The following is a 21,207-nucleotide window of genomic DNA, read 5'->3' as shown; positions in this document are numbered from 1 at the left end:
CAAGTTTCGGTTATCGCTAATTTAGTCGCAAAGATACGAAAAAGGATAGAAGATGTTGAGTAAGAATTGAGGTTAGGTCTTATCACAAAAAGAGTTGCATTAAGATTGAAAGGGGGGGATAAGTTATTTGTATCTCGTTTTGCAACTCCGGACGGAAATATGGTTTTCCATATTGACCGATCAATGCCTCAGAAAAGTTACTGGATATATATTTTTTGGAAGTTGTCCTACTGAAAGAAGGGATTTTAGGTGAACAATAGAGATCAATGATCCGCAAAAATATTATGCAGCTGAAATTGCTACATGTTGATAGGCATCCAGTTAACTTAAAGCCACCAGCGGAATATTGTAAAAATAATTTACTGAATAAATTCGATAGGGTTTAGCTACGTTGCCAATGAAGTAGTTGAACTCTGCCAAAGAGAGCTATTTACAGTTTCTGTTTCCGGATCTAACACCATGAGATAAATCCATTCATTTTCGACTAATTTCCCAAGTGTTTCTTGGTTTGCTGCAAAAATGGATTTCACCCTTTCTTCAGGAGCATAAACTATAACAGTCAGACGAAGAGGCAGATGCTGTAGTAAGTTATCATCTTCACGGAGCGATTCTAGGGGTAAGCCACACTTGAGGTCTCCGCCATTGCCTTGTACTACGCCATGTTTCCCAGTTACATTCTGGGTTACCTTTGTTCCGCTGCCTAATTTTTCGTTATCCACGGCGGCAAAATAGTAGTGGTTGTTAATCCATTGGGTGACCACCATGGGGCCTTTCAAAATCGCCTCCAGTTTTTGGCCGTCGATATCTTTTTGCCAGTCATAGGAATGCAAAAAGCTGCGGGCTTCCAAGTCCAGGTTAGCAGTTAGTGCACGAGGGGCTATGATAAATGATGCATTGCCGGATAATCCCCATTCCGGGCGGGTTTCGGCCCAGTCCGAGGCCCTTCGACCAGCTTCAATTCTTGAGGCTTTCTGATTACCGTCCGAGATATCAAACTGCTCCAAATTTGCATAATTTTGTGCAGTTCTGAGGTTTTCTTTTAGCTGTTCTACTTGTTCGCGATAGGTGTCCGGCACTTTCTTATCAAACAGATGAATATGATTGGTCGTGGTATTGTGCTCAGCCGCTAAGAACCAAGTATCATCGGGAATGGCAATATTGTAATCCTCAGCAAGTAGTTTTCTAATGTTATTGTCATTACAAATATTTGCCAGGGCACGAGCATTATGGCGTCCTTTGTTCCCTGCACAGGCTCCACAATCCAAACTCGAAGCAAATGGATTATTAGCTGTTTGGCTACCATGACCCGCAAAAATGACCAGATCTGAAAATTTATCCCAGCCCATGAGGTTAAAAGCTGAATATGCAATTTCTGCTTTTTTCGAGGTTGATAACTCATTAAGGATCTGCGATCTATCTGATGATTCAGTAGATAAAATTATATCGCTAAAATATTCAGGGTGCCCAATGAATTCAGATACAAAGTGTTCCAGGCGATGGACCAGATTAGGAGCAAGCGTCCGAATCAACATGGCAATGGCGTAAAAGAATCCTGTGGATTCCACATAGCCGAAAGAGGCCGGGATGTTGTTTTTGAGCGAAAATTTGAGCTTCTCAATCGCTTTTTTAAGGCTATTGTAATAGTCAAAATTTTCGGCTTGGGAGTGATCTTCTGTTCGTATCTGTTCGGTTGCCTTCAGTTCAGCGTCAATTATGGGTGGGCATGATTTATGGTGTACGTCTTTTTCGGGATGTACGTACTCCATGGCCACCCCAAAGAATCCGGCATAGCCGAAGGTTTCATAGTCACCTGCCTTTTCTACTGCACGCCGAATCCGTTCGGAACGGGTATCGATGCAGAATACAATTTGTGCATCCGGCATCGTTTGGGTACCGTTTTGTTTTATTAACGCCTGGTTTTTTACTTTTTGGATGAGCGTATCTTGGTAAGTACGTTCCAGAGCTGTAAGCCAAGCCAATTTAAGCTTGTCTAATTCTTTTCTGTCTTGCTCACTTGGATTTGGCGGCGGGAAAAAATCTGTATCAAGCATAGAGCAGAGTGTTAATCGAACTGCCAAATAGTCTTCCAGCGTAATGGGATGGGCATCTTGCCAATCACTTGGATTCTCAGTACGGAATTTGATGTAGCCGACCCATCCGGGAAGTGCAAATAGATGGTGCCTGAGAATGGGGATAAGATCTTCGGTATGATAGGGGGATGTGAGATGTTTAATCGTTTCTAAAGGATCCCCGGGAAGGGAGCTGATAATCTGCCGGTTTGGTAATCTCCGATCAAAACGAGCTGTCGATAGCCATGCTTGGTAAAAGCCTGAATCCCTGTTTGGCATTCCCCACTCGGTAGATCCCTCGTCCAAAAAGACGGTTAGCCATTTAATCATATGCCGGTCTACTTCGCCAAGCAGATGATTTTGGGTTTTCTGGGATTCTAACTCTTTTATGTGCAATAACGACTCCTCAACAGTGAGTGTTATATTTTGATCTTGTAACTGTTGCTCAAGTCTTGCCTGATCAATAGCTCCTCTTTCCCGGGCCTGTTGAAAAAATCTGGCAGAAGGGTATCCATCAATCCCAATATCTTTTCGGATTCGGGCGATAGCCTCATCAAAACGAAGGTTCTCCAGGCCTGCCAACGGATTTGAGGTAACAAAAGAGTAGAGGGGCCAGTTATTTGGTAATTGTTGTGAAAGTGCTCGGATCGTTGCAGCAATCGGTTCTTTTTTCATATAAATTTCAGTTCGATTATTGAAGAATCGTATTGGATTTGGGTTGTGAAACATTAAGTAGGTATACGTACAACCGCCGGGATTTTTTGTACCACTTGAGTTCGATAGCCAGAAAAGTAGCTAGATACAGCACTCCGATAGTGAGCTGATCCCAGGCAATAGGTACGGCCATTTCGGCCATGGGAACTTGTTGCATTAATGTTGATATGCTGTTAAATACAACCGCATACGCAAGAAGGAAAGGAATAACAACAATCGGGAGAGCGATAAGCCGTGAAAGCAGCGGAAGCGATGATCTGCCAAGAAAATCTTGTGCCCCGTGAATCACGGTTAGTACAATTACGAACGTTAGAAAAAGTCCACTATTTATCTCTAACCCCTTCCCGGTAGTAAGAGCAAATAGCCATCCTCCCGCCAAGCCACTCAGGAGTGTTACGGGCAGGTACCATTGCTTCCAACTTCGTTTGTTATCACCGTTGTAGGGTGATTTTTGCTCTATATTTTTGCCAGAAGAAAGAAAAAGATAAGCCTTATAAAAACCGTGCAATATCAGATGGGTAACAGCGGCAGAAAAGAATCCGAGTCCACATTGTAACAGCATAAATCCCATTTGAGCAGTTGTCGAACATGCCAGCTTCTGCTTGATGTTTGCCTGTACAAACTTACTGAATTTACCGATAAGAGCACCAATACCACCCACCAAAACCAGGACCCACAAAAGATCACTTACATAAAGAACGGGGGCCGTGCGCGTCAGTAATACAGCCCCGGCATTTACAAAACCGGCATGCATCAGTGCCGAGGCCGGAGTTGGTGCTGTCATGGATGACATCAACCAACGCTGAAAAGGGAATAGTGCTGATTGCACCACTGCACCGCCAATAAGTAGTAACGAAGGTCCCCAAGCTGCTAATTGGCTATCGGATTTCACGAAGGATATGATCTCCGAAATACTCCATGCTCCAGTAAGTATTGCCAGCCATAATAATCCGGCTCCTACCAATGCAGTGCTTCCCAAGAAGTAATTTCGCGCATTTTTTCTTGAGGCCTTTCCTTCATGATATTGGGTGTATCCTCCGATTAGTTCGGCCATGAACAGGCCCATACTTAGCCAGGAAGCAATAAATAAGAGAATATGATTGGCAACAGCCATCAGAATAGCTGAGATGGCAAAAAGTGCGCAGTTTATTAAAAATCGACGGAGTTTAGTATGGCCTGCCAAATATCTGGCTGAGTAACTAAGCACAATGCTACTAAAGAGGGCTACAGCCGTGCTAATAATAAGCCCAAGATGATCTATGAGTAGAATTTGGCCAAATTGAAACTCCAGGGGATAAAAAAATGACGCTGCTAAAAGTGAGGAAAGAAAAAGGGTCAACGTCCACATTAAAAAAACTATTACTCTGGAAAATGGCTGGTTTTTCTGTCTCAAACTCTCAATCCTTGATAGGGACGCCATGTTATATTCAATTAATTTTAAGAATTAGAATTTATGTACTTTTGTATTTGCTGCGCAGAATGTAGGGAATACCAAGAATAAATATTAATTAATGGTTTTAATGATATAGATAAGATATAGTTTATACTTAACGTATTAGATTTTAGTTTTCTTGGATAAAAGAGTGTGGTCATCCTATCTGACTATTGAGCATCAACTTGAAATTCGATATTGACCTGAGAATCCATGTTAACTGATACATCACTGTCATCAATATTTTCAAAAACCTTTAACAGTTTGTTACGGACTTTTTTAAGCCTTTTAATCTTCTTTTTTGAATCTTGGTCTTCTTTTCCATTGAGCTCATAAGACCGTAGATTCTTTATATTATGAAATGAAATCTTGCTGCTGATGAGGCTCATTAGTACTTCTTTGGCTTCGGTAGGCGTAAATGTTCCCTTTATCAATGTAAAATCTTCGGTAGAAGGGGAGTCAGAAAGTTTAATTTCGCTGCCATTCTGGTTGGTTACATTTCCCATGAGTTATCTTTGTTAGATTTCTTAGGTTTAAGTGCAGTTGATTTTATTGGTGTTTATGACCGACTTTAGATCGGACTTTGTACCATCTATTTATGAAATTGTTTTCATGGTACATTGTATTTACTCCCGCAAAAATAGTCGCTTTTATATATAAGTGTTAATTAATTATTTTGATTTTATACATTAACTATTATTTATGCTATGAAATTTACATTACACCAGCTAAAAGTATTCGGGATGGTAGCCCGTCACAAAAGTATGACCCAGGCGGCCCGTCAATTACATATGACGCAACCCGCTGTGTCTATACAAATAAAGCAGCTTCAGGAGGCGGTAGATATTCCACTGATTGAAGTAATTGGACGAAAAATTTATTTGACCGAGGCCGGAGAAAAACTTTATCAGGCTTACCAAACCGTGGACCAGGAATTGGAAGCATTTGATGCAGCTATTTCTCAACTTAAAGGTGGGCTTAAGGGAACACTGACCATATCATCTGCTTCAACAGCTAAATATTTTCTACCCTATCTACTTGGCGAATTCCAAAACAGGTATCCACAGATAGATATAGCATTGAAGGTAACCAACAGAAATGAGGTTCTACACCATCTGTCACAAAACCAGTATGACCTTGCGGTACTTACTCAGCTGCCAGATGATAATTCTACCACGGCTATTCCATTCCTTGATAACCCATTAGTTATCGGTGCGCCGTATGATCATCCGCTTTCAAAGGAAAAAGATATCACCTTGGAACAGCTTAAGGGGCAACTATTTATCTATAGAGAAAAAGGATCGGGTACACGCATGGTGATGGAAAAGTACCTAAAAGACAATGAAATATCCCCAAAGCCTACGATGGAACTCAGTACCAATGAAGCCGTAAAACAAGCGATTCGAGCGGGTATTGGTTTATCTGTTATTTCAGAACTAAGCCTTGCCAATGAGGTAGCGCTTAATCAGATATCAGTATTGGATGTTCCTAATTTTCCAATTACAACCCAGTGGCATGTAATTTATAGAAATAACAAAAAACTAACACCCGTAACAGAAAATTTCATCTCTTTTCTGCAAGAAAAAAATGTTGCGCAAAATATTCCTTAAAGGAGAGAGATAAGACAAAGCATAAGCATAATTAATGCTTGGATTGCCCAACAGTTGCCTTGCTACATTGGTAGAAACTGAGTTAAGGTGTAGTTTTTTTGCAAATTACCCCCATAACCAATTATTGAAATTCTACAAGACGAAGTTACAGCAAGCAATTACAACTGTCATATAATACAGCAAAAGATTTACGCCCATGGTGTTGGAGGTAAACGCCTGAACAGAAAGGGCTGTCACAGTTATAAGATACCGCCCACATCAGCCGGCTTAACTAACTGTCCATTTTTTTGTAGCAAGTCATTAATATAAGTTCAGAATTACTCTGATATTTTAGCTGGTTCGCTTTAGGAGTACCCCAAAGTGTCCGTCGCAGCCGTGTTTATGGGGGTAGGTTTGATAAGCTAATCCGCCATGAGCCATAACTTCGTCGGGGACGTATCCTTCAACCGATTGCATTTCAAAGTTTTCATGACGATCAAGGAATTGCATGACTTGTTCCATATTTTCTTCTTCCTCTAAGGAACAAGTGCTGTAAACCAGTCGCCCGCCTTTTTTGACCATCTTGGCAGCAGAATCGAGTAATTTAGCTTGTAACTCAACTGCGTTTTTTAGGCCTTCTTCATCGCGTCGCCAGCGCAGATCGGCTCGTTTTCTGAGTACGCCCGTTCCGGTGCAGGGGGCATCCAGCAGAACGGCATCTGTTTCATCAAGTTCTACTTCCGTGGCATCGGCTCGGCGCACCCGAATATTTTCGGCGTGATAGGAGAGGGCACTTTCCGCAAGTTTATCCAGTCGTTCAGAAGAGATGTCAACGGCTAAAATATCTCCTTCACCGTTCATCAGATCAGACATTAAAATGCTTTTGGTGCCAGGGGCTGCACAGAGGTCGTAAATTGATTCACCAGATTCTGGATCCAATAAATAAGGGGCAAAACCGGCTGCTATATCCTGCACCTGGCAGAACCCTTTATCGAGCCACTTTTTGGAAATAAAAGGAGCTACGCTGTCCACCTTGAAATAACCGGGTAGCCAGTCACTTTCTTCAAATTCGATACCGTGCTTGGTCATCCGCAGCTTAAAATTTTCTGTTTTGGTACGCAGATTATTGGCACGGATATAATAATTAGGCCGTTTATTATTGGCCTGCATTAACTTAAAAGCTTCGCGTTCCCCAAAACGATCGGTCCAGCGCTTCACCAACCATTCGGGATGCGAAAAGGTAGTAGCAACTAACTTGGTACGATCTTCAAAATTGGGTTTGGGAAGGTCATCAATATCTCGCTGCAGATTTCGCAATATTGCGTTGGTAAGATCGCCCGTTCGTGAGCCGAGGTTATATTTGGCAATCTCTACTGATTCGTTAATAGCCGCATAATCGGGCGTGCTATCCATAAAAACCATATCATAAACGCCAAGACGCAGGATATTTTTTAAGCTCGATTTCATCTCATCAATTTTAACATTTGAGAATTGATCGATCAGAAAATCGAGATAGGAACGTCGTCTTAAAATATTTTGCACATACTCGCGTACTTCAGCACGGTCGCGGCTCTCTAATTTATCTGCGCGAGAATAATCCAGAATTCTATTATCGTCAAAGTCTTTTAATATTTCTACGCTGATAGAACGAGCTGTTGCTTCAGTATCCAATGCAATATTTTTTTGAGTTAAACTTTCTTGTGATAAACAATCCTAAAATTTTGGGAAACCACATCTACAAAGTGTAACAGTAATTCTGCTCACTTATTTTGCACGCAGCTAATAAAATACCTGGTTACACAGGTTGCCAAAAATACGGGTTTAGCATGGGAGTTGCTAATTGAGAATGGATTAATTGTTCCCGATTTCGGACTTCGTTATTTCGATATATTTTGAGCCCAGTAGTAAACGGGAAGTCCTATAGCTAAGATAGCTATGCCTATCATTGCGCCCCATCCGGTAAACATTACACTCGAATACAGCAGGTATAGGCAACAGATGGTAAATAGAATTGGAGTTAGGGGATATAGCGGAACGTTGAACGTGTCTTGGGCAGATTCTTCAGTATTTCTAAAAAGAAATAGAGTAATAGTTGTAAGAAGAATAAAAAACCAGAAAACGGGTGCGGTATAGTCGACCATTGTGGAGACTGCCTCCTTAGTGAAGGCCCCTAAGATAACCAGTCCCAAGCTTATGCCTCCCTGTACGAGTAATGCATTAATGGGTGAATTGTAATGGGGGTTCCATTTGCCGATCCATCCCAAAGCGTTGAAATCGCGTCCCAGGGCATAGTTCGTGCGTGCCCCGGTGATAATCGTGGCATTGGCAGTTGAAAGGGCAGAAATAATCACAATTACTGCCATAATAAAGGCTCCCTCGGATCCAAAAATATTATTGGTAAGATCTACACCAATGGTTTCGGATGTACGAAGTTGTTCGAGTCCCAACACCTGAAGGTAGGCACTATTGATAAGTACATATAAAATAGTGATGACAGCTAAACCAATGAGCAAAACCTTGGCCATGTTTTGACGGACATCCTTTAGTTCTGCAGAAAGGTAAACTCCCTCATTCCATCCGCCATAAGTGAGCAAGACAAAAATCATTGCAGCACCAGCAGAAGTATTGACTGATGATCCGGTTTGGGATGTCACTTCCCCGCCAGTGATAACGCCGGCAAGCCCACAGAGTAGTAAAATGCCGACAATAAGAGTCGTCATTCCATTTTGAGCATTTTTGGCGGGATGGGTCCCCCAGATGTTTAAGCCTGTTAACCCGATGACGGTAATTCCGGCGTATATTGACGAGCTGTAGGTGCCCAGGCTATAGATGGTAGAGGCATAGTCGCCAAGGATAAAAGCAGCCAGTGCAATGGATCCGGTTTGAATGACCGTCATGCGACCCCAGGAAAACAGAAACCCGACGGTAGATCCGTAAGCCTCAGTAAGAAAATGGTATTCACCTCCGGCATCCGGTTTTTTAGTTGCAATTTCGGCATAGCAGAGAGCGCCCATTATAGATATGAGACCTCCTGCCAGCCAAAAGCCAATATAATGTAACTCAGATGAAGCATTTTGTGCCACAATGGAGGGCAGGCGAAAGATACCGATACCTACCACAATGCCAATAATGACTGCTATAGCACTGAGATTAGAAAAGATTTTGATCGGTGAACCTGAATCAGATGTGTCCATGCAGCAAGGCTCAAACGTTAATTAGATCAGGAAGTCCTTGGGATATTAGTTCTTTGTAGCCGACCACTGATAAAAATTCTTTTCCTGGCCATTGTGGTGCTGCATCATTCCGTAAATTTTGTCTCCTTCTACACGTCCGCTAAAGATATAATTTTGGTCACCGTTTGATGCCCGCACGGTAAGCCGCTTACCTTTAAGCTCGGCTTTGTGGATATCAAAAAAAGTATCCGTGTTGTCAGTAAGTTTTACCGAGATTTCCTGAAATCGCTGGTTAATGGTCATATTAAAATTGGTGTTCTTGTAGTTCCACGACCAGGATCCTTCTGCTTGTGCCGGTATTACCCAATAATAAATGTCATGGCTTCTGCCGTTATTCTTCACAACAACTTCTTTGTCAGCCTTCCAACTGCCCATGTCAAAACTGTGGGAGACAATTTGAGTACCGGGTTCTAAATCATTTAATAGTTTTGGGCGTAATTTTTTGTTTACAGATGGCAGCAGGTACATGGTAATTACAGAGGCTTCACTAAAATCCGTTTCAAAGAGATCTCCTTCCATAAACATTATTTGACTATCAACTCCTTCGCTGCTTGCATTCTCACGGGCTTCGGCGATTCGTTCTGGATCAAGGTCGATACCGTGACCATTGGCCCCACGCTTGGCGGCAGCAATGACAATACGTCCATCGCCGGATCCTAAATCAATCACATAATCACTGGATTCTACATCAGTTAGATCAAGCATGCGTTCAACTACATTGTCGGGGGTAGGTACATAGGGAACATCCAGGTTTTGTCCCATTGAGGGCGTTGCCCAAGTAAAGAATATTCCGAGAGTAATGATTACAGAGAAAAAATGATGAAGTAATGATTTACCTGATGGTAGTTTTTTCATAATTCGGTTGCCTAACTTTTAAGAAGAATATTTTAATTCTATTATCTATCAATTAAGTGGAATAGTAACTATGCTGGCTATGACTAATCAACTAACTTTTTTATCCCCTTGTTCCAATGAGAATGAATAATTACTATTTTTAATAGTATATCAACTTATAATAATTAACAACTGCAAAAACTATTTTTATGTAATGTAAATAGAGGCCAAGCAAAACTATTATTTCTGGAAAAGTGAAAGAATTAGTTGCGGATAAACTTTTTAAAAGAGGGGTTGGCAGTTTCTTTTAGTGATTTATTGAAGGGTGTTATTCTGAAAAAATACGTTCAGTTAATTACATCATCTAATCCAAGCATTTATTTTGGATGTGGATTTGAAAGGAGCAATAAACAGTTTTGAAGCTCGTGTTTCTTGCACTCAGACAAAAAGGACCGAGAATAGTTTGAAAGGTTCTTAATTTTGAAACACAATACTAAAGGTTGTCCCTTTATTATTTTCGCTCTCGATAGAGAGATCCGCTTTAAGCTGCTTTGAAAACTTTTTGATCAGCGTCATGCCCAGGGAGTTCTTTTTCGACTGCTTCGGATCTTGCGGGAGTCCCACCCCATTATCACGGATATAAATGTTTACTTGGTCATCCTCTACTATACTTCCAAGCTCAATATGCCCATTTGATTTGCCATCAAAAGCATGTTTATAGGCATTGATTAGAATTTCATTTATCACCAATCCAAGCGGTATGGATTTTGACATTTCAAGACGGGCATCTTCCAAGTTAAATTTGAGATCTATAGTAGCCTTTTTTTTGGTAAATGATCGGTGAGTTAGATTACCGATTCTTTGGATGTATTCCTTCATGCTGATATTGGAGAACGACTCATTTTGATAAAGGGCTTCGTGGGCCAGTGCCATCGATTTGATACGGGAACGCGCAGTTTTAAGTGTACCAGAATGTTTTTTTGACTCAGAATTCCTTTCCTGCAATTCTAAGAGGGCACTTACAAGGGCCATATTATTTTTTACACGATGATGAATTTCTTTGAGCAGTATCTTTTTTTTATCAAGTGAAACCTGCAGTTCTTTCTGGCTTTCATTAAGCTGACGGGTTCTATTTTCAACTTCCGATTTAAGTTGTCGGTTCCACCCACCGATCAGTTTAAAGGCTCCATATCCCGTTATCACGATTATTCCAATTGATATCCACGAAATGATTTCGAATGACTCGAGGGCATTGACCACATCTACCACCGTAGCCGATTTTTGTTCGGTCATAACCTCTTGGACTCTTAGTTTGCCCAAGTATTTCCCTGAAAAAATAAAAAGGGCCAGTGCACCCGTAATAGAAGTTACTGCACCCGATACCCATTTTAAGGACAATCGAGGTCGGTCGGGCAGCTCAAAATAGCGTTTCTTGAAACGTTCAATTGTAGGAGTGAATAACCATAGTAGCGGGCCCGTAATTATAATTGCTTGAATAAATGAACCGCTCCACCAGCTTTTCCAGACCATGAGTGTTTCAGAAGCGGAAAGTTCGTGGCTAAAACTCCAGATAAAAGAACCCAGAGAACTACCGATTGAAGCAATGAACATGATGGAGATGAAAAACGCAATGCTCTTAAAACTTCTTAAATCATAGGAGACGTTGAATCCTTGATAAGCCATTGCACAAATAGCTATTCCTAATACAAATGCGATAGCAAAAACGAGAGCCCATCCCCACGGCATGTTTGAATGAAATGCAATAATAAAAGAACTTAAAAAAATGGGGATAAACCCCCACTCAAAACCAAACCAGAAAAAAAGCAGCAGGCCTAAAATTAGTGCCGGATTAAAAAGAAAGAATTTAATGACGTCGGCACGACCGGTAGACAATGAAAGCCACTCGTTAGGGAGTAGGGCAATGGTAGCAAACAACGTTCCGAAAATAGCGACTATCCACATCGTAAACATCCCCAAAACGCGTTTATCCGTTAACGGATAACCCGAAAGCAGGGTATCAAATGTTAAAGGTTTCCAAAGTGAGGAAGTGCTTCGCTGTTCTTGATAATTCATAAAGATTTAATTCCCAACGCAAGTAACTTATTAGCAACGCATTTTTATGAAGGTAAAAAACAGCATAAACATTAAAAAATATTAATGTTTATTAAGGTAATGGTGTCCACTAAAAAGAATGGGGCAGATTAAGTAGCATCAATATTTTTCCAAAGTTGAGGATGGAGATATTGAAGTAGGATCTCAATTTTTATTATGAAGAGAGATAAAATCCACTGACAGCAATTGGTATGCAATAAAGGTGTTATTTAACTTTCATTTGCTCGTAAAAAGTCCTAACTTTTGCCGCTTCTTATGTGGTAGGAAATTTATATTTCTTTCCAAAAAGAAATTATCAAAAGTTAACTCATTAGAACTAAACAAATAATGAATAAAGGAACCGTTGCACAAGTGATTGGGCCGGTTGTGGATGTTGATTTCGATGAAGGAGACATTCCACCGGTGCTTAATGCACTTTATATCGAAAGAGAAGACAATTCTAAACTTTACTTGGAGGTAGCTCAGCACCTCGGAGAAAATCGTGTTCGTACTATTGCGATGGACTCTACCGATGGATTAGTTCGAGAGATGGAGGTTTTTGATACCGGAGCGCCTATTTCGATGCCGGTAGGTGAAGATATCCGTGGGCGGGTATTTAATGTGGTAGGCGAACCTATTGACGGTATTGAGCCGCCTAAGGGAGATCGAAAATATCCTATTCATCGATCTGCCCCAGATTTCGAAGATCTGGCAACTTCTACCGAAATGCTGGAGACCGGTATCAAGGTTATTGACTTGCTCTGCCCGTATGCCAAAGGGGGTAAAACCGGACTTTTCGGTGGTGCCGGTGTAGGAAAGACGGTTCTTATTCAGGAGTTGATTAATAACATTGCCAAAGGGCACGGTGGCCTTTCGGTATTTGCCGGTGTTGGAGAGCGTACGCGTGAGGGTAATGACCTTATCCGTGAGATGCTTGAAGCCGGTATTATTGATTACGGCGAAGAGTTTAAGAAATCGTTTGAAAATGGGAAGTGGGATCTGAGCAAAGTTGATATGGATGCCCTCAAGGAATCCAAAGCAACTTTTGCTTTTGGACAGATGAATGAGCCGCCCGGAGCGCGTGCTCGAGTTGCCCTTTCCGGATTGACGTTGGCTGAGTATTTCCGTGAAGAAATTTCTCGTGATATCCTACTCTTTATTGATAACATTTTCCGATTTACGCAGGCCGGATCTGAGGTATCAGCACTGCTTGGACGTATGCCTTCTGCCGTAGGTTATCAGCCGACACTGGCTACCGAGATGGGCGATCTGCAGGAGCGAATTACTTCTACCAAGAGTGGTTCAATTACATCAGTACAGGCTGTGTATGTACCAGCTGATGACTTGACCGACCCTGCTCCGGCAACAACATTTGCCCACTTGGATGCAACGACGGTATTGAGTCGTGCGCTTACTCAGATTGGTATTTATCCGGCTGTAGATCCCTTGGACTCTTCTTCTCGAATTCTGGATCCGCATATTGTCGGTAAGGAACATTATCAGACTGCGCAGCGTGTGATTGAGATCCTTCAGAAGTATAAAGATCTGCAGGATATTATTGCTATTCTGGGTATGGATGAACTTTCGGATGAAGATAAGACAGTAGTAGCACGTGCACGTCGTATCCAGCGTTTCTTGAGTCAGCCATTCTTTGTTGCTGAGCAATTTACCGGTCAGCCTGGTAAGTATGTAAACATCGAAGATACGGTAAAAGGCTTTAAGAAAATTCTCGAGGGTGAACTTGATCACCTACCTGAAAAAGCATTCTATATGGTTGGTACGATCGAAGAAGCTGAAGAGAAAGGCGATAAATTATTGGCCGAAGAAGAAGCGGAAGCCGCAGAATAATAAGTGAGGAACGTGACCAATGAACACCTTTAGTGCTCAAATACTAACTCCGGAAGGTTCTATTTTTGATGATGAGGTAACCGGAGTACAGGTTCCCGGAGAGATGGGAAGTTTCGAAGTTAAGACGCTTCACGCCAATATTATTTCATCGCTTGAGATCGGTCAAATATTGGTTCGAAAAGCTGCCGGTGGCGAACAGCATTTTGCTGTAACGGGCGGTTTTGTTGAAGTGGTAGATAATAAACTAACGCTGCTTGCTGAGGCTGCTGAACCGGTTGACGAAATCGATGTAGAGCGTGCAAAGGAAGCCAAGCAGCGTGCAGTCGAGCGTCTTGAATCTGACGATAAAGATATCGACAAAGAACGGGCAAGAAAGGCACTTAAGCGTGCTAAAAACCGAATTAAGTTATCGGTTAATCTCGGAGTAAGTACCCGGTAGTTCTTACCTATTTTGATAATTTCTTTAAGGCGATCTCTTTGTAGAGGTCGCCTTTTTTATTATAAAATTTGTCGGAATAAATCTTACTGGGGCCTGAGAAACAGGTGTTGGCTGGCGGTATGTAAATCACGCCAACATCTATTTATGACAGTTTCAGGGTTAATGACGGACATTCCTAAAAGAGGATAGATGTTATGCACAGAATCGAGGGCTATTTTACATGATCTGCGAGATTGTATCGATGCTTCTCGAATATATTTAGAATCAAGGCTATTAGATTTTTTCAGCTTCTGCCAAGACGTATCCACCGTTTGATATAACGCTTCTTTTGTTTTTTTGAACTGTAGTTGAAACTTTCCAAATTTTTTCTGTAATGAAGTTGGTACTTCATTGAATTTTGTAACGTCATTTTTGGATAGCAATAGATCTTTAGCCTCATCAAAAAATCGTCTCGCTATACCAAGAAAAGAAATAGCCAGCGTGCAATGAGCAAAAGTTTCAAATGGATATTGGTAGAGACGTCCAGTTACTTGTGCAGCATCCGATGAAATAGAAAACACTCTTTCCTTGGGAATCTGAGCATCTCGGGTATGAAAACTATGGCTTCCGGTGGCTTTTAATCCCATGCTATTCCACTTATGATTTATATTAATTTCATCGGGATAAAAGGCGACCGCCTTAGTTATGGGTTCGCTATCTTTGTATAGGACTTCTCCATTTTTAGAGATATAACAGGTTGCTGTAACCAGGGTAGCATGATCAATACCAGAAGCGTATTTCCATATCCCATTCACTTGAAACCCCGTATTATTCTTTTCTGCTTTGCCTCCCGGAAATCCAGAGCCGGCGATGAAGGTATTGTTTTTGTCGAAAATGGATTTTGCGAAGTCAGGATCCAGAAATGCACCGAAAAGTCCGGCACCAGAGGCAAGGGTAAGCGTCCAGCCTAAACTTCCGTCAATCCAAGAAGTTGCCTCAAGCCAGGGCAGAGCTGAAGGTAAATCGTGTTGCAATCCACCATACCGCCGGGGAACAAACAGATCTAAGAGCTGTTTACCGTGCAGAATATCGACTGCGGAATAAGTTAATTTTCCTGCTTTTTCAGAATACGTAGCCGCTTTGGTTAATGAAGAGACTTCTTCGTCAGAAAAATAATCCGAGATTTTTATTTCCATCTAATGTAGAGCGACTCTTTAACATTGATACCCTTTACCAACCAATGCGACCGGTCCCGGTTTCATTACCTTCCGTACTATCGGGATCTTGTGGCATCACAAATCCGGGAGGAGATTCAAACGCATCGTAGCTCCAAGGGGCTTTGGAATCCGATGAAGCCAGGTTAATAAATTTACCAACAATAGGTAAGGCAGAGCGTGCTCCCTGACCAATGTATGTATCTTGGGGGAAGCGAATCATACGGTTTTCTCCACCTACCCAAGCGCCCATCGTTATATGAGGCATCATAGCCATAAACCAATTATCTGCACTATTTTGGGTAGTACCGGTTTTTCCTGCTACATCTTGTCGAACACCATAGACATTACGCAGTCGAACGCCTGTACCATAATAATCTTCGCCACCACGAATAACCCCCCGCATCATATCTACCATCATATATGCCGTTTCGGGGCTGATCACTTCTTGCTGATATTCGGGATGATATTCCTTGATAACATTCCCTTCTTTATCTTCAATTCGAGTAACAGCAATGGGATCAATATGCACGCCTTGGTTGGCATAGGTTGTATAGGCGCTGACCATCTCAAGCAGAGAAACTTCAGCTGTTCCAAGTGCAATAGACGGATAGGCGCGCGTACCAGACATATCAATACCCAGATTGGAAGCCATCTGTTTAATTTTTCGGGCAGCAGGTTCCAACTCTTCCAGTTTGTTGGTACCAGGTGCACCGGCTAACTCAGGCAAAAGTCGAATGGTAACATTATTTAAGCTGCGAGCCAGCGCTTGCCGCAAAGGCACCATTTCTGGTCCCGAAGGAACTTCAGGATCTTTAGGTTTCCATGCTTTGCCCGATCGATCATAAAACACACTGGGATATTTGGAGAATTTATGATAGGGTTTGTAGCCGTTGTCGATTGCTACCGTATAAACAAAGGGCTTAAAGGTTGAGCCCGCTTGTCTTCTGGACTGGTAGACATGATCAAATTGGACATTACCGTAATTGGAGCCCCCCACCCAAGCTAAAATATTACCGTTATTGGGATCAATACCCACAAAACCAGCTTCAAGACGCGTTTTGGTATGCTTCACCGAATCCACAAAAGCAGAATCGGCCATCAGGGTATCAAAAACCACAGATTCTTGATCCGTATCATATTTCGAAAACGCATTTTTGTAGCGATCGGTGTCACGAATAAATTCCTTTAAAAAGGTTGGGTATTTTTTCCACAGCCGATCCATGTATTCTCCGCCGGATGAAGTCCATTCATCTTCATAAATAGATTGAAGAGAATCCAGTTTTGTACGAAGGGCCTGTTCTGCGTAGCGTTGCAGTCGCGAATCAATGGTTGTGTAAATGGTTAGTCCATCGGTATTTAAGTTGTATCCGTTTTCTTTTAGCCACGGATCTACTTTTTGCCGGACATATTGGCCGAAATAACGATTTTCTTGTCCGGATTCTGAAGGGGGATGGTAATCAAGTACTATTGGCTCTTCTCTTAGCTTATCATATACTGCATCACTGATAAAACCTCGTTTGTTTAGCAGGAAAAGGACGGTATTGCGTCGCTTTTTGGTATTTTCAGGATAAATGCGTGGATTGTACGTATATACCATCTGGAGCGAACCTATCAGTGTTGCGCCCTCCGAAATGGTTAAATCGCTTGCACTTTTACCGTAATGGGTTTGGGCAGCAGACTCAATACCAAAAGCGCTATTGGGAAATTCCACGGTATTGAGATACATTTCAATTATTTCACGCTTGGTATAGTTGTGTTCAATTTGAACAGCCGTAATCATTTCCCGGAGTTTACGGACCACCGAGAAGTCCCGACCAATTTTTTTATAAAGATTACGCGCCAGCTGCTGTGTAAGCGTAGATCCCCCCTGAACACGTCCATTAATTAAGTGCCAGGGTATAGCCAAAGTACGGATCATGTCGATGCCCCAATGATTGTAGAAACGATGATCTTCGGTGGCAATAAGGGCATCAACTACGTGAGAAGATATGTTTTCAATAGGTACGTAGGTGCGATTTTCGGTATAGTAGCGATCTAAGACAACCCCATCACGACTTTTTAGTTCAGAGGCCACGGCAGTTTGTGGATTTTCGAGCTCTTCTATAGAAGGAAGGCCTTGGTACAAATAAAGGGTAAAGCCGGTAACTAATAGTATGATGATTCCAGCAATTGATCCAGCCCATTGCAGCAGTTGTTTTGATAATCCATTTTTATCGGAGGAATTGTTGGCTGAATTCCCGTTACGTTCCTGGGCTTTTTTTCGGCGAAACTCGGGATCGTTGAAATAACGATCACTATCATTATTGTAGTTTGAATCACTCATTAATAACTGCTGATTTCAAATTGTGTTAGCGTCTGTAATTCCGGCTTCCAACAAACGAGAGAGATACCCTCATTATTATAAAAAGCCATCGTTTGATGGTGATAAAAGGTACCCAAATTTATATAGGTTCCGAAAGGAAATTGTTTCACTCTGGGGATATGATCGTGCCCGCATAAAATAAATTCTACATCTGAATTTTTGAGCTGTTGTTCGGCCCAGGTGTTTAGCTCTTCTTCTTTACGGAGATTCCAGTCCATTTTGCGGGTGATGCGTGAAAAGTATTTCATGATAGAAATCCCCATTTTTGGGGGAATTATCGTTTGAAAAAGTTCCACAAACGCTTGGCTTCTTAATAGGCGATGCATGAATGGTCGTTTTAACCCATACACTGGATCTGCAAGACCGTCACCATGCAGCGTTAATACCTGTTTGTTTTTGGTGCTAAACTTGAATTGTTCATGGATTAGATAAAATCCCCGATCTTTTAAATGGCTACGAGTCCAGTTGTCGTGATTACCCGTAATATAGAGAGTAGGACCAAGCTGATTGTTGAACGCTTCGAACCGGTTGAGAAGTTTTTGGCCAAGATTGGGAAAAAAGTCTGGATACTCCATCCAGTAATCAAAAAGATCTCCTAACACAGCAAGGCGAATATCATTACGTTGGCAATAATTGATAAGCTGGATGAGTTCGGATTCAATTCGTGCGTTTTTACTGCCAGAAAATCCCCCCAGGTGGATATCCGAAATGAATAATAGGGGTGGTTCTACGATGGGGCTATCCATTGATCTGCAAGCGATTATTTCTTCCGCTCAATGATAAAGGTGATAAGATCTTCAAATGATGTTCGTTCAGGTGATTCAGGCAGTGTGGCAAGTTCATCCAATGCTTGTTGAGCATAGTCATTCATAATAGAACGGGCATACTTCATGCCTCCTTTTTCGTGCACAAAACGTACGATTTCTTCAATTTCATCGTTACTTTTTTTGCGCTTTCGCATGAGATGTCGCATGCGGATCGTTTCAATAAAAGAAGCGTTATCAAGAGCTTTGATAAAGGGGAGCGTTACCTTGCGTTCCTGAATATCGTTGCGCTTCGGCTTTCCAATGTCGTCCACGCCGTAATCAAATAAATCATCCCGGATTTGAAAAGCGATACCGGTGTTCATCCCAATGTCGTGCATTTTTTGGTGCATTTTGGGATCATCAGAGGTAGATATTGCGCCACATTCACAACAGGCAGCAATTAGACTGGCTGTTTTTTCAGAGATTACTTTAAAGTAGTATTCCTCATCCATGTTGAAAAGACGGGCTGCTTTAAATTGTCGCAATTCGCCCTCACTCATCTTTTTAACGGCATCAGAAAGTACTTTCAGCAATTTAAACTCTTCATACTCCAAAGCAGTTAATAGTCCCTTTGAAAGTAAAAAATCGCCTAAAAGAACACTCGCTTTATTCTTCCAAACCTTATTGATACTGAGGAATCCACGTCGCACTTCGGCATCATCAACAACATCATCATGGATAAGGGTGGCAGTGTGGAGTAATTCAATCATGGTTGCAGCCACATAACTGCGCTCGTTAACATCCCCGAAAAGTTTGGCCGACATAAATACCAGGGTAGGACGAATTTCTTTACCCTTTTGTCGTAACAGATATTGAACAATTCTGTCAAGAAGAAATACATCAGTGCGAAGCGCATCTTTATAAAAAGTGCGAAACTCTGATAAACTGCTTGATACAGGACTGGTGATCTGCTTCAGCGTTTTTTTATCAGGTCGTTTGAATTTTGTGACTTCTTTTAGTTCAGTATCAATCATGTGCCTGAGTTGAGGACTTAATAATGTGCAATAGATGTTGGTTATAAATGATCGACAGCTTGCTTTGAATGATACCTAATATAGCTGTCTGTAATGAGCTTCTCCACATTCAATTTTAGATAAAATCATCTTTAATTTACGGGGTAGCAAAAATGTAATAATCAGCATTATTGGAAGTTGCCGGTGTAATGCTGATGCCTGGATAACCTAAATTATCCAATATTAATTTGAATTTTAGTGATTAATCGGGTTTTATATTGCATCAAATTTTTTAGTTTACGCCGATTGATTTACGTGAACCTAATGTACCTACAAAATACAGGAAATCATGATTGAGATTAATACTGATCGGGCAAAACAGTTTATAGCTGAGGATGATTTTAATCAGGCTTATAAACAGGCTGAAAAGGCTTTTAAATTAGTACAACAGGGCCGTGGAGAAGGATCTGAATGGCTGGGATGGAGAGAACTGCTTGCGGATCCTAATGATGCTGTTCTCGAACAGATCGATAGTTTGGCAACAGCCATCCGTGAAAAGGCCGACGTTTTTATTGTATGTGGTATTGGCGGATCCTATTTAGGTGCGCGTGCAGTTATTGAAGCTTTGAGTTCTTTCTTTGGAAGTGATGGTCCGGAGATAATTTTTGCCGGCCACCAAATGAGCGGGAAATATCTGAAAGATTTGGTTGACTATCTGGAAGAACCTAACAACGATGATGAGCCAAAGAGCGTATTCCTGAATGTGATTTCAAAGTCGGGGACTACTCTTGAAACAGCTCTTTCATTTCGTGTGCTTCGAAAATGGATGACCAAAAAGTATCCTGGAGATGTAGATGACCGGATTATTTGTACTACAAGTGAGGAGGGGGGGGCTCTTAATGAATTGATCGATGAGCATGGATATAAAAAATTTATTATTCCTTATGATATAGGAGGGCGGTTTTCAGTATTGACGCCGGTAGGATTGTTTCCTATTGCAGTGGGCGGGATAGATATCAGGACGCTTTTTTATGAAGCCGTTTCAAAATACGAGGAGCTGGAAGAAGATCCTGGCCAGGTTCTTGAATATGCGACCGCTAAGTTTGCGTTGTTTAACAAAGGTAAAACATTGGATGTAATAACGACTTTTGAGCCTCAACTACAAGCACTGGGGGGATGGCTCCAGCAGTTGTTGGGGGAAAGTGAAGGAAAACAGGGTAAGGGTATGTTTCCTGCTACAGCAACCTACTCAACTGATTTGCACAGTATTGGACAGTTTATCCAGCAGGGAAGTCGTAATATGATGGAAACGTTTATCACGGTAAAATCAGCTGACAAAAGTGTCACAATAGAGAAGTTGCCCGGAGATCATGATGGGCTTAATTATTTATCGGGATTAACATTTCATGAGATAAATACGCAAGCATTTAAGGGAACATTGCAGGCACATACAAATGGTGATGTTCCCAGCATTGTTGTTTCACTCGATAAGTTGAACGCCCAACATGTTGGTGAGTTTATCTATTTTTACGAGCTTTTGACGGCTGTGTATTGCTATTGTTTAGGGGTTAATCCCTTTGATCAGCCGGGCGTAGAAGATTATAAAAGAGAAATGTATCAACTACTGGGGAAAAATTAGGG

General features: G+C 41.6%; 15 protein-coding genes. 4 read left to right on the top strand and 11 right to left on the bottom strand.

Translation table 11 applies throughout. The features are described 5' to 3' along the window. Window positions 1-386: 386 nt before the first annotated feature. The 3 genes from ACQ76V_RS09270 to ACQ76V_RS09260 form a co-directional block, all read right to left on the bottom strand. Entirely contained in the window at window positions 387-2,744 is a 2,358-nt protein-coding gene (locus ACQ76V_RS09270; RefSeq protein ID WP_441000211.1) for a DUF2309 domain-containing protein, read from the bottom strand. A 16-nt stretch (window positions 2,745-2,760) separates the two neighbouring features. Then, window positions 2,761-4,131, bottom strand: a complete 1,371-nt coding sequence (locus ACQ76V_RS09265; RefSeq protein ID WP_441000210.1) for a proton-conducting transporter transmembrane domain-containing protein — start codon at window positions 4,129-4,131, stop codon at window positions 2,761-2,763. A 254-nt stretch (window positions 4,132-4,385) separates the two neighbouring features. Then, window positions 4,386-4,721: a hypothetical protein gene (locus tag ACQ76V_RS09260; protein ID WP_441000209.1), complete on the bottom strand. Its 336-nt coding sequence runs from the start codon at window positions 4,719-4,721 to the stop codon at window positions 4,386-4,388. Window positions 4,722-4,922: 201 nt separating this feature from the next. Here ACQ76V_RS09260 and ACQ76V_RS09255 point away from each other — a divergent pair, with 201 nt between their 5' ends. Then, complete coding sequence (locus ACQ76V_RS09255) at window positions 4,923-5,825, top strand: LysR substrate-binding domain-containing protein (protein WP_441000208.1); 903 nt, start codon at window positions 4,923-4,925, stop codon at window positions 5,823-5,825. Window positions 5,826-6,155: 330 nt separating this feature from the next. Here the strand turns inward: ACQ76V_RS09255 and rsmB are convergent, their stop codons facing one another. The 4 genes from rsmB to ACQ76V_RS09235 form a co-directional block, all read right to left on the bottom strand. After that, the gene (gene rsmB / locus ACQ76V_RS09250; protein ID WP_441000207.1) at window positions 6,156-7,475 is read right to left on the bottom strand and encodes a 16S rRNA (cytosine(967)-C(5))-methyltransferase RsmB; all 1,320 of its coding nucleotides are present in this window, start codon (window positions 7,473-7,475) and stop codon (window positions 6,156-6,158) included. Window positions 7,476-7,681: 206 nt separating this feature from the next. After that, the gene (locus ACQ76V_RS09245; RefSeq protein ID WP_441000206.1) at window positions 7,682-8,998 is read right to left on the bottom strand and encodes an APC family permease; all 1,317 of its coding nucleotides are present in this window, start codon (window positions 8,996-8,998) and stop codon (window positions 7,682-7,684) included. 45 nt (window positions 8,999-9,043) lie between these two features. Continuing rightward, complete coding sequence (locus ACQ76V_RS09240) at window positions 9,044-9,892, bottom strand: class I SAM-dependent methyltransferase (RefSeq protein WP_441000205.1); 849 nt, start codon at window positions 9,890-9,892, stop codon at window positions 9,044-9,046. Between the two features lie 453 nt (window positions 9,893-10,345). Continuing rightward, window positions 10,346-11,944, bottom strand: a complete 1,599-nt coding sequence (locus tag ACQ76V_RS09235; protein ID WP_441000204.1) for a histidine kinase dimerization/phosphoacceptor domain -containing protein — start codon at window positions 11,942-11,944, stop codon at window positions 10,346-10,348. Window positions 11,945-12,307: 363 nt separating this feature from the next. Between ACQ76V_RS09235 and atpD the strand changes: the two genes are divergently transcribed. Together atpD and atpC are read left to right on the top strand one after the other, a co-directional pair. Continuing rightward, on the top strand, window positions 12,308-13,810 hold the full coding sequence (gene atpD, locus ACQ76V_RS09230; protein WP_441000277.1) for a F0F1 ATP synthase subunit beta: 1,503 nt from the start codon (window positions 12,308-12,310) through the stop codon (window positions 13,808-13,810). A 19-nt stretch (window positions 13,811-13,829) separates the two neighbouring features. Continuing rightward, complete coding sequence (gene atpC / locus ACQ76V_RS09225) at window positions 13,830-14,249, top strand: ATP synthase F1 subunit epsilon (RefSeq protein ID WP_441000203.1); 420 nt, start codon at window positions 13,830-13,832, stop codon at window positions 14,247-14,249. A gap of 83 nt (window positions 14,250-14,332) precedes the next feature. Here atpC and ACQ76V_RS09220 read toward each other — a convergent pair whose 3' ends face one another. Genes ACQ76V_RS09220 through ACQ76V_RS09205 form a run of 4 tightly spaced genes read right to left on the bottom strand, consistent with a single transcriptional unit; the run spans window position 14,333 to window position 19,587 of the window. Next, entirely contained in the window at window positions 14,333-15,424 is a 1,092-nt protein-coding gene (locus ACQ76V_RS09220) for a hypothetical protein (protein ID WP_441000202.1), read from the bottom strand. Window positions 15,425-15,458: 34 nt separating this feature from the next. Beyond that, on the bottom strand, window positions 15,459-17,768 hold the full coding sequence (locus ACQ76V_RS09215) for a penicillin-binding protein 1A (protein ID WP_441000201.1): 2,310 nt from the start codon (window positions 17,766-17,768) through the stop codon (window positions 15,459-15,461). After that, window positions 17,768-18,553: a UDP-2,3-diacylglucosamine diphosphatase gene (locus ACQ76V_RS09210; RefSeq protein ID WP_441000200.1), complete on the bottom strand. Its 786-nt coding sequence runs from the start codon at window positions 18,551-18,553 to the stop codon at window positions 17,768-17,770. The genes ACQ76V_RS09215 and ACQ76V_RS09210 overlap by 1 nt, the downstream gene beginning before the upstream one ends. A 14-nt stretch (window positions 18,554-18,567) precedes the next feature. Continuing rightward, the gene (locus ACQ76V_RS09205) at window positions 18,568-19,587 is read right to left on the bottom strand and encodes a polyprenyl synthetase family protein (RefSeq protein ID WP_441000199.1); all 1,020 of its coding nucleotides are present in this window, start codon (window positions 19,585-19,587) and stop codon (window positions 18,568-18,570) included. Window positions 19,588-19,915: 328 nt separating this feature from the next. Between ACQ76V_RS09205 and ACQ76V_RS09200 the strand changes: the two genes are divergently transcribed. After that, complete coding sequence (locus ACQ76V_RS09200) at window positions 19,916-21,205, top strand: glucose-6-phosphate isomerase (RefSeq protein ID WP_441000198.1); 1,290 nt, start codon at window positions 19,916-19,918, stop codon at window positions 21,203-21,205. The last annotated feature ends 2 nt before the right edge of the window (window positions 21,206-21,207 follow it).

The organism is Fodinibius sp. SL11, from assembly GCF_052060035.1.
Taxonomy (GTDB): domain Bacteria; phylum Bacteroidota; class Rhodothermia; order Balneolales; family Balneolaceae; genus Fodinibius.
This window is presented reverse-complemented; position numbering and strand designations above follow the sequence as displayed.